Origin of the sequence: Rhodococcus sp. P14, assembly GCF_000256505.1 — a bacterium.
Taxonomy (GTDB): Bacteria; Actinomycetota; Actinomycetes; order Mycobacteriales; family Mycobacteriaceae; genus Rhodococcus; species Rhodococcus ruber.
On record NZ_AJFC01000150.1, the window covers coordinates 1 to 5155 of the forward strand.

4 protein-coding genes and 1 pseudogene are annotated in these 5155 nt (G+C 72.3%); 1 reads left to right on the top strand and 4 read right to left on the bottom strand.

Features of this window, described 5'->3' with window-relative positions; all coding sequences use genetic code 11:
• The coding region (gvpJ, locus tag OEY_RS0111040; RefSeq protein WP_010593938.1) for a gas vesicle protein GvpJ at nt 1–406 on the bottom strand (406 nt) is incomplete at its 3' end.
• A 361-nt stretch (nt 407–767) separates the two neighbouring features.
• Between gvpJ and OEY_RS0111045 the strand changes: the two genes are divergently transcribed.
• Nucleotides 768–2153, top strand: coding sequence for a wax ester/triacylglycerol synthase family O-acyltransferase (locus tag OEY_RS0111045; RefSeq protein WP_010593939.1), 1386 nt, complete (start codon nt 768–770; stop codon nt 2151–2153).
• Here OEY_RS0111045 and OEY_RS0111050 read toward each other — a convergent pair.
• From OEY_RS0111050 to OEY_RS28340, 3 genes and pseudogenes are all read right to left on the bottom strand, one after another.
• A complete protein-coding gene (locus OEY_RS0111050; RefSeq protein ID WP_010593940.1) occupies nt 2113–4428 on the bottom strand; it encodes a DEAD/DEAH box helicase in 2316 nt (771 codons plus the stop codon). The genes OEY_RS0111045 and OEY_RS0111050 overlap by 41 nt on opposite strands.
• A gap of 42 nt (nt 4429–4470) precedes the next feature.
• Nucleotides 4471–4893, bottom strand: a complete 423-nt coding sequence (locus OEY_RS0111055) for an organic hydroperoxide resistance protein (protein ID WP_010593941.1) — start codon at nt 4891–4893, stop codon at nt 4471–4473.
• Nucleotides 4894–4918: 25 nt separating this feature from the next.
• Nucleotides 4919–5155 (bottom strand): annotated as a pseudogene (locus tag OEY_RS28340) (MarR family transcriptional regulator); the annotation flags it as partial.

Genomic DNA, 5155 nt, shown 5'->3' on the forward strand with positions numbered 1-5155 from the left:
ACCCGTCCCGGGACCGGCGTGGCGCCGCCTCGCGTTCGTCCTGACCGCCGGCGAGCAGGCCGCTGACCCGTTCGCCCGCGGAGTCCAGGGCGCCTCTCGTCTTGTGCGCGGCGGCCTTCTCGGTGAGTTTCCCGGCCGGGCCGCCGACGATGTCCGTCAGGCCTTTCGGCTCGGTGGTGGAGATCTCGAGCCTGTTGACCGCCTCGGCGAAACGCAGGTAGGTGTCCACGCTCGCCACCACCACCCGGGCGTCGATGGTGATGATCTCGATGCCCACGAGCGAGACGCGGACGAATGCGTCGATGACGAGGCCCTTGTCGAGAATGGTGTCGATGACGTCGGCGAGGCCGGACGAGTTCGGCCTCGCCATCGTGCCGCCGCCTCCGCCTCCGGATTGGATGGTCATGATCCGCGCTCCTTGCTGTCGCTCGGCGGTTCGCGTGCCGCCGGCCGCGCGGGGAGAGCACTCGTGGGGCGGTGCGCGTACAAGGGCTATAGCCGCGCACCCCCCGGTCGAAACCCGCCCGTCGACGGAAGCGCGGTCAAAGTCGAGCAAAACAGATACCGTTCGACCGGTTTGTTGATAGCGTCGTCGCAGGCCGGATCCGGGAGCCCGGCCTCGACGTCTCCGCGTCGTCCGGGATTGGACGAGGGGTAGTCCGGGACGATGCGGAGACGTCACGGCGTCCGGCGCAGCACGTGCGCCTCTTGTGCGGAGATGGCAGGGTTACCGCACACGCGGGACGTTTCGGCGCCACGATGGGGGAATGCAGGTGATGAGCCTTCCCGAGGCGCTGTTCGTACTGCTCGAAACTCCGTCGCGTCCACTGCACCTCGGTGCTCTCGTATTGTTCGAACCGCCGCCGGAGGCCGGGGACGATCACGCCCGCCGCATGTACGAGATCCTGCTCACCCACGACGAGGTGGCGGACCCGCTGCGGCGGCGTCCCGTCCGGACCCTGCGCGGAGCCGGCTACCCGTTGTGGTCGCGTCCCGAGAACGTCGACCTGGGATTCCACGTGCGCCACACCGCCGTTCCCGGCTCGGGTTCGATGACCGACCTGCTGGCCCTCGTCTCCCGGATCCACGGGTCCCCACTCGACCCGCTCCGCCCGATGTGGGAGGTGTACGTCATCGAGGGACTCGACGACGGGCGCACCGCGATGTACGCGAAGATCCATCTGTCCCTCGCCGACGGTCCGGCCGGCCTGCGCCTGCTGCACCGGAGCATGTCCACCGACCCCGAGGCCTGCGACTGTCCCGCCCCGTGGAGCCCGGAGGTGGTCGCCCCCCGGGCTCGGCTGTCGACACTGCCCACGTCGTGGCTGCGCGCCGGGCTGCGGGCGGGCACGGAAGTGTTCGCGATGACCCCGGAGATCGGCAGGCTGGTCACCGACGGCGTGCGCCGGCACCGGGTGGCGCTGCCGTGGCAGACACCGCCCACGATCTTCAACGTCGCGGTGGGCCGGGGCCGGACCTTCGCGGCGCGTTCCTGGCAGATCGAGCGGCTCCACGCGGTCGCGACCGCGTCCGGCACCACGATCGACGCCGCCGCGCTCACGATGTGCGCCGGCGGCTTGCGCGCCTATCTGTCCGAGCGGTACGCGCTCCCGGAGTCACCGCTGACCGCGATGCTCCCGGTGCCGATGAACCTCGGTGGGGCCGCGGTCGGCCCCGGCGGTCGTGAGCCCGGCGTGGGAGCGATGGTGATCGGCCTGGCCACCGACGAACCCGATCCCGCGGTGCGGCTCGCCCGGATCGCCGACTCGCTCGTCCACACCGACCGGGTGGTCACCGCGCTCAGCGGAACCCAGTTCCTGATGCTCAGCGCGCTGTCGCTGAGCCCGCTCGCGCTCGAGCCGGTGCGGCGGTTCGTCGACGAGATCCCGCCGCCGTTCAACGTGCTGATCTCGTATCTTCCCGGGCCCGCGCGCACCCGTTACTGGAACGGTGCGCGGCTGACCGGCATCTACCCCGTGCCTGCGGTGCTGAACGGACAGGCGCTGGGCATCACCCTCATGGGGAACGACGGCCGGCTCGATCTCGGGGTGGTCGGCGACCGTCATGCCGTGCCCGCCCTCGACCGGCTGGGCGAACTCCTCGAGGGCGCACTCAGCGAACTGGAGAGCGCTGTGGGTACCCGGCCGCGGTGAAGCCGACCGGCTCGACGGGGTGCCCGCCCCTGCCGATCTGCCCGAGCAGGTCCAGGGTGCGCAGATAGCGACGGACGAGATCGCCGGCCGACAGATCCGACTCCGCGGCCTCACGCAGGGCCGCGGACACCCCGTCGCCCCGGGCCCACCGGTGGATCGCCCGCATCGCCACCGGGTCCGGTTCGGGGCCCTCGGGCAGGCCGTGCCGGCGCTCGGCGTCCGACACCTCCCGCCACAGCCGGACCGTCGCGCGGTAGGCGGCGTCGACGCCGGCCGTGAGGGCCCCGCCACCGGGAGCCGGACGGCGCGCTTCGCCGAGCACGCTCGACACGACGGCGGCCAGCTCCGCCGGATCCAGGCCCGCCCACACGCCGGTCCGCAGACACTCGGCGACGAGAAGGTCGCTGCCGCAATAGATCCGGCCCAGGATCCGGCCGTGGTCGGTGACCACCGCCTCGCCGGAATACGGATCGGACAGCAGGTATCCGCGTTCGTCGAGCAGGCCGAGGACTCGGTCGAACGTGCCCACCAGCCGACCGGTGGCGGCGGCGACCTGTCCGCGCAGCACCTCGGTGTCGGCGGCCAGTGCCCGCCGGCGCTCGGCGACGGCGATCAGGCGTTCCCGATCGGGGTACCGGTGACCGGGGTGCGAACGCACGGCCCGCGCGAGCGCGGTCACCGCGTCGGCGGTTCCGGTGGTACGCGCGACGGCCAACCGCTCCCGCAACTGCTGGTACTCGGCGAAACCCTCGGCGTCCCCGAGTTCGGCGTCGAGCAGACGCAGCGTCGCGGCGTTCGTCGTCGCGGCGGAGGCGAGCGCGGCCACCGAATGCTCCGCCTGGAACTGGGCGAAGGACCGTCCGAGCAGGTCCCGGGCTCCGGCGACCCCGAGCCTGTCGACGAGGTTGACGGCCGTGTTGTAGCCCACCCGCAGCGAGCTGTTCAGCGGATAGGTGCGGGTGGAGGCGAGTCCGGCGACGGTGGCCGGCTGCACCTCCGGACTCCACAGCACGACCGCGTGACCCTCCCGGTCGACGCCGCGACGACCGGCCCGTCCCGTCAACTGGGTGTACTCGCCGGCGGTGAGCCGGACCGGTCCGGCGGCGGTGTGCTTGACGAGGCGTTCGAGCACGACGGTCCGGGCAGGCATGTTGACGCCCACGGCGAGGGTCTCCGTGGCGAAGACGATCCGGACGAGGCCGAGGCCGAACAGTTCCTCCACGGCGTGCCGGAAGACCGGCACCATGCCCGCGTGGTGGGCGGCGAAGCCACGCTCGAGTCCGTCGAGCCAGTCGGCGAATCCGAGCGCATCGAGGTCGGCGGGGGAGACCCCGGCCGTGTGCCGATCGACGATGCGGCGGATGCGGGTGACGTCGGCGGCCTCGGTGAGCCGCAACGACGAACGCAGGCATTCGGCGACGGCCTCGTCGCAGCCGCTGCGGCTGAAGCGGAACCAGATCGCCGGCAGCAGCGACTCGGCTTCGAGCCGCGCGACGAGTTCGGGCCGGTCGACGCCGGCCGGGCCGGGTGTGGCGGAGCGGCGACGCCGGCGCCGGGACGGAACCGCGGGGGCGGCGTCGACGAGCTGGCGGTGCGCGACGTACCGCACGAGATTCTCGTCGATCGCCCCGGTGGTGGGGGAGAACAGGTCGAACAGCCGTCCACCGGCGAGCACGTGCTGGTGCAGCGGCACCGGCCGGGTCTCCTCGACGACGACGGTGGTCGCTCCGCGGACGAGGCCCAGCCACGCGCCGAACTCCTCGGCGTTGCTGACCGTCGCCGACAGGCTCACCAGCCGCACGGGGGCGGGGAGGTAGAGGATGGCCTCCTCCCACACCGCCCCGCGTTCACGGTCGGCGAGGAAGTGCACCTCGTCCATCACGACGTGGGTGAGCCCGTCGAGCAGGGGCGAGCGGCCGTGCAGCATGCTGCGCAGCACCTCGGTGGTCATCACCACGACGGGTGCGTGCGGGTCGAGGGAGACGTCGCCCGTGAGCAGCCCCACCTGCTCGTCCCCGAGCCGCGCGACCAGATCGGCGTACTTCTGGTTGCTCAGGGCCTTGATCGGGGTGGTGTAGAAGCACTTGCCGCCTGCGGCGCGCGCGAGGTGGACGGCGAACTCGCCGACGACCGTCTTGCCGGCTCCGGTGGGAGCGCACACGAGCACGTCCCGATCCTCGTCGAGGGCGCGGCAGGCGCGGACCTGGAAGTCGTCGAGGGTGAATCCGAGTCCCGCGGTGAACTGCGCGAGCCGCGGCCCGTCCTGCCTGCACACGCACTCCACGCTACGCGCGCCCGACGGTGGGCCGCGCGGGTGTCAGTCCTCGGTGACCTCGAGCTCGACCTCGATGTTGCCGCGGGTGGCGTTCGAGTACGGGCACACTTGGTGGGCCTTGTCGGTCAGTTCGAGGGCCTGGGCGCGCGGCACGTGGGGGAGGGACACCTCGAGGGTGACCTTCAGGCCGAAGCCGCCGCCGTCGGTGCGGCCGATGCCCACGCGTGCCCCGACCGCCGAGTCGGCGACGTCGGCCTTGTCCTGCCGGGCGACGAGCTGCAGCGCCGAGTGGAAGCACGCCGCGTACCCGGCGGCGAAGAGCTGTTCGGGGTTGGTGCCCTTGCCGTCGCCACCCATCTCGGTGGGGACGGACAGGTTCACGTCGACCTTGCCGTCCGAGGTGCGGGCGCGGCCGTTGCGGCCCTCCCCGGTGGCGAGGGCTTCGGCGGTGTAGAGCACGTGCATGTGTTTCTCCTGTCGGTGGTGTGGGTCAGTCGGCCCGGCGGTGTGTGTCGTCGGTGATGCCGTGCAGGGCGGCGGTCAGGCGGTGGAGCGTGTCGCGCAGGCCGGCGAGTTCGCCGGTGTCGAGACCGATGGCGCAGGCCAGCCGCGCCGGAATGTCCTCTGCCTGTGAGCGCAGCGCGCTCCCGGCGTCGGTGAGGTGGATGCGCACGCGGCGCTCGTCCGTGCTCTGCCGGCGGCGTTCGACGAGACCGGCGGGCCCCAG

Bases quoted from the DNA above. Each gene is read 5' to 3' on its own strand.
- OEY_RS0111045 (WP_010593939.1), top strand. From the start codon at position 768: ATGCAGGTGATGAGCCTTCCCGAGGCGCTGTTCGTACTGCTCGAAACT.
- OEY_RS0111055 (WP_010593941.1), bottom strand. From the start codon at position 4,893: ATGCACGTGCTCTACACCGCCGAAGCCCTCGCCACCGGGGAGGGCCGC.